Source organism: Mycobacterium sp., assembly GCF_049281135.1.
In the GTDB taxonomy this organism is placed as follows: domain Bacteria; phylum Actinomycetota; class Actinomycetes; order Mycobacteriales; family Mycobacteriaceae; genus Mycobacterium.
Window position 1 is genome coordinate 1 of the sequence record NZ_JBAPRN010000478.1, and the last position, 3,939, is coordinate 3,939.

At 65.9% G+C, this 3,939-nt stretch carries 4 protein-coding genes; 3 read left to right on the top strand and 1 reads right to left on the bottom strand.

Annotation, left to right across the window (positions count from 1 at the left end):
• The first annotated feature begins 14 nt into the window (after window positions 1–14).
• From WAN02_RS19155 to WAN02_RS19165, 3 genes are all read left to right on the top strand, one after another.
• Window positions 15–551 carry a peroxiredoxin-like family protein gene (locus WAN02_RS19155; RefSeq protein ID WP_422265820.1) on the top strand — a complete coding sequence of 179 codons (537 nt, stop codon included), beginning with the start codon at window positions 15–17 and terminating at the stop codon, window positions 549–551.
• Window positions 552–786: 235 nt separating this feature from the next.
• Window positions 787–2,421, top strand: coding sequence for a fatty acyl-AMP ligase (locus tag WAN02_RS19160; RefSeq protein ID WP_422265817.1), 1,635 nt, complete (start codon window positions 787–789; stop codon window positions 2,419–2,421).
• Window positions 2,422–2,435: 14 nt separating this feature from the next.
• A complete protein-coding gene (locus tag WAN02_RS19165) occupies window positions 2,436–3,245 on the top strand; it encodes a GAF and ANTAR domain-containing protein (RefSeq protein ID WP_422265818.1) in 810 nt (269 codons plus the stop codon).
• On the opposite strand, the gene WAN02_RS19170 is transcribed toward WAN02_RS19165, so the two are convergent.
• A partial coding sequence (locus WAN02_RS19170) for a GAF and ANTAR domain-containing protein (RefSeq protein WP_422265819.1) occupies window positions 3,242–3,939 on the bottom strand: 698 nt, incomplete at its 5' end. The two genes, WAN02_RS19165 and WAN02_RS19170, sit on opposite strands and share 4 nt — an antisense overlap.

Below are 3,939 nucleotides of genomic sequence, written 5' to 3' on the forward strand. Positions count from 1 at the left end.
TCCCTGAATTACGCCTGAATGCGATTACGGGAGAGGCCATCCCGATCCCCGACACCGCCGGTCACCTCACACATCTGCAGTTCCGCCGATTCGCGGGCTGCCCAATCTGCAACCTGCATCTGCACTCGGTCATCGCCCGTGTGGACGAGATCAGTGCAGCAGGCATTCGCGAGGTCGTCGTATTTCATTCCACCGCAACAGAATTGCGTAAGTATCAGAGCGACATGCCCTTTCCCGTCATCGGCGATCCCGACAAGACGCTGTACCGCCGATTCGGCGTGGAGGCCTCGGCTAAGGCAGTGCTCAACCCGCGCGCCTGGCGTGCCCTTCCGGTCGGCTGGCGCCACGCCATCGGCAATGCCGTCGCGCACCGGCGCGCACCGCTGCCCTTGGCTCCCACCAACGGCAACCTTGGCCTGCCCGCCGATCTACTGATCACCGCCGACGGCACCGTTGCCGCCGCCAAATACGGCGTGCACGCCTATGACCAGTGGTCAGTCGATGAACTACTCGAATTGGCAAGCGGTTTCGGGCGGGACGCAGGGAGGTAACAGCTCCGCCGAATAATTGGAGAGCCGGTAGGCGGCTTGGTAACGTCATTCACGGTTGACACTCCAGCCTCTCGGAAACATCGCGGCGGCGATCGAATTCCCCGCCGAAGAGCGCCCAAGCGTCGATGTAGGCCGCCACATCAGGTTTGCTCTTGTGCGCTGGAGGTCGCCGTCGACCGCCGGTTCACCTGCTGAAACGCTCCACGCCGCAGGCGTGGGGGCCAGGGGATCTCTCTTGAGCCGATTCACCCAGACCATGTACGACAACGCCCAGACCAGCCGCAAGGGCATGATTACCGGCGAACCGGACGCCCCCGTCCGGCACACCTGGGGTCAGGTGCACGAGCGGGCCCGAAGCATCGCGGGCGGTCTGGCCGCCGCCGGCGTGGGGCACGGCGATGCGGTCGCCGTGCTGGCCGGGGCGCCCGTCGAGATCGCCCCGACCGCGCAGGCCATCTGGATGCGCGGCGCCAGCGTCACGATGCTTCATCAGCCCACGCCGCGCACCGACCTGCAGCGCTGGGCGGAGGAGACGACGGCCGTCATCAACATGATCCGCGCCAAGACCGTCGTGGTCTCCGAACCGTTCATGCCTGCGGCGCCGCTGCTTTCCGAACTGGGGATGCGGGTGCGCACCGTCGGCCAATTACTCGACAACTGGCCGATCGATCCGGTCGAAACCGACGAAGACGACGTTGCACTCCTACAGCTGACGTCCGGCTCGACCGGAGCCCCGAAAGCGGTCCGGATCAGTCATCGCAACGTCGTCGCAAATGCCGAGGCGATGCTCGTCGGCGCAGACGTCGACCCCGAATCCGACGTGATCGTGAGCTGGCTCCCCTGCTTCCACGACATGGGCATGACCGGCTACCTGACCGCCCCGATGTACTTCGGCATCGAGCTGGTGAAGATCACGCCGATGGACTTCCTGCGCGACACCCTGCTCTGGGCAAGGCTCATCGACAAATATCAAGCGACCATGACGGCGGCGCCGAACTTCGCTTATACGATGTTCGCCAAACGCCTGCGCAAACAAGCTCAGCCCGGCCAGTTCGACCTGTCCACGCTGCGATGGGCACTCTCAGGCGCAGAGCAAGTCGAACCGGCCGACGTCGAGGATCTGTGCGAAGCCGGCGCGCCGTTCGGGTTGCGGCCCGAAGCGCTCGTGCCCGCCTACGGCATGGCCGAGACGACGGTTGCGCTGTCGTTCACCGAGTGCGGCCGCGGGTTGATCGTCGACGAGGTCGACGCCGATCTGCTTGCCGTGTTGCACCGGGCTGTTCCGGCGTCGCGGGGTAAGACCCGGCGATTGGCCTCCCTCGGTCGTCCACTCAAGGGGCTGGAGGCCCGGATCGTCGACCAGGACGGCACGGTGCTCCCCGCTCGCAGCGTCGGGGTCATCCACGTGCGCGGCGAACCGGTGACGCTGGGATACACCACAATCGCCGGCTTCGTACCTGCGCAAAATCCCGAGGGGTGGTATGACACCGGCGATTTGGGGTATCTCACCGAGACCGGCAACGTGGTGGTGTGTGGCCGGCTGAAGGATGTGATCATCATGGCGGGTCGCAACATCTACCCGACCGACATCGAGCGCGCCGCCGGCCGCGTCCACGGGGTCCGGCCGGGCTGTGCCGTCGCGGTGCGCTTGCAAGCCGGCCACGCACGGGAGAGCTTCGCGGTCGCCGTCGAAGCCAATGTCTGGGAGGATCCGGCCGAGGTGCGCCGCGTCGAGCGTCAGGTTGCCCACGAGGTCGTCGCCGAGGTCGATGTCCGCCCCCGCAACGTGGTCGTGCTCGAGCCAGGGATGATCCCGAAGACGCCGTCAGGAAAATTGCGTCGCGCCCACGCGCTCGCACTGGTCGTCTAAAATCGTTGTAGAACATGACCGACTTTGATGCCCAGCCCGGTCGCGAACCACCGGAGCAGATCGAATTGTCCACCGCCCAAAAGGAAGCGGACGAAGTCGACTTGCGCGACGGCCTCCGCGGCCTGGCCGGTATGGTGGCCGGCGCCCGCGGCGTGTTCGACTTGCTCAGTGAAGTCGCCGGGTTCGCCGCTTATGCCATTCCCGGGGTCGACGGCGCCGGAGTCGCGTTGATCGATCAGAGCAAAGGTCAGCCGACACTGCAGACCACCTCTGCCACAGCGGGATTCGTTCACCGCATCGACGCCGTTCAATACGACGAGTTGCACGAGGGGCCGTGCATCACGTGTATGCAGTCACGCCGAGCCACCGTCAGTGGATCACTCGGCGCCGACGACCGCTGGCCGCACTTCGGTGGCCGGGTCGCGAGGATGGGCGTGCATTCCGCGCTGTCGCTGCCGCTGAGCGTCGGCGACCACGTGATCGGCGCGATCAACTGTTACGCGGACGCCCAGGACGCGTTCGGCGAGCACGCCGTGCGATTGGGATCGCAATTCGCCGCGCCGGCGGCCGTGTCGATCCACAACGCCGGGCTGCTGGCCGCCGCTCGATCACGGACGGAAAAGCTGGAGCAGGCGTTGGAGCACCGCGCGGTGATCGATCAGGCGGTCGGCATCATCCGCAGCCGGTCGGGTGTCAGCGCCGAGGTCGCGTTCAGCCGGCTCGTCCAGATGAGTCAAAGCGACAACATCAAGCTGCGGGTGGTCGCGGCACGACTGGTCGACGACGCAGTGCGGCGCGCCCATGCGCGGCGGGCTCAGCCTTAAGCCAGTTGAGTCATGTTGTGCAGCAGTGCCGGGCGGGCGCCGGGATCGGCCATCAACTGCCGTGCCACGTCGGTCAGGTGATCGCCGTTGGCACGCGCATACCTGCGTAGCAGCGAAAATGCCTCGTCCACGGAAATGTCGAAGTGTTCGCGCAGGAAGCCCTTGGCCTGCTCGACAACGATGCGGTGGATCAGCGCGGCACGCAGCTGCGGCATGACCGTCGCTGGTGTCGGCGGAATTTCCTGCAAAATCGCTACACACGCGACATGTGCCAGGGTCTGCCCCACCAGGAGGTCGGACTCAGTGAGTTCGCCTGGTCGAACGCCGAACAGACCCATCGAGCCCAACACGATGCCTGCGGCACGCATCGGTATGGCGTGCACGGAGGCGACGCCTGCCTCGAGCGCGGCCGGAACGAACCGCGGCCACCGGGAGGTCGCGAGGCGCAGATCCGCCACCGACACCGGTTGGCCGGTGGAATAACAATCGACGCAGGGTCCCTCATCGGCCTGTAACTGGAAGAGTTCCAATTCCCAGGTCTGTTTGGAGGTGGCGGCGAGCAGGCGCAGCTGCCCCAGCGGATCGGCGAGCAGAAGTCCTGCCGCCGCAATATCCAACAGGTTCGCGCAGCGCTCGGTGAGCTCGGTGAGCAATTCGACGACGTCGAAGTCGTCGAGCAGGCTGTCGACGAGCG

Coding starts and splice junctions, on each gene's coding strand:
- WAN02_RS19165 (WP_422265818.1), top strand. CDS start 2,436: ATGACCGACTTTGATGCCCAGCCCGGTCGCGAACCACCGGAGCAGATC.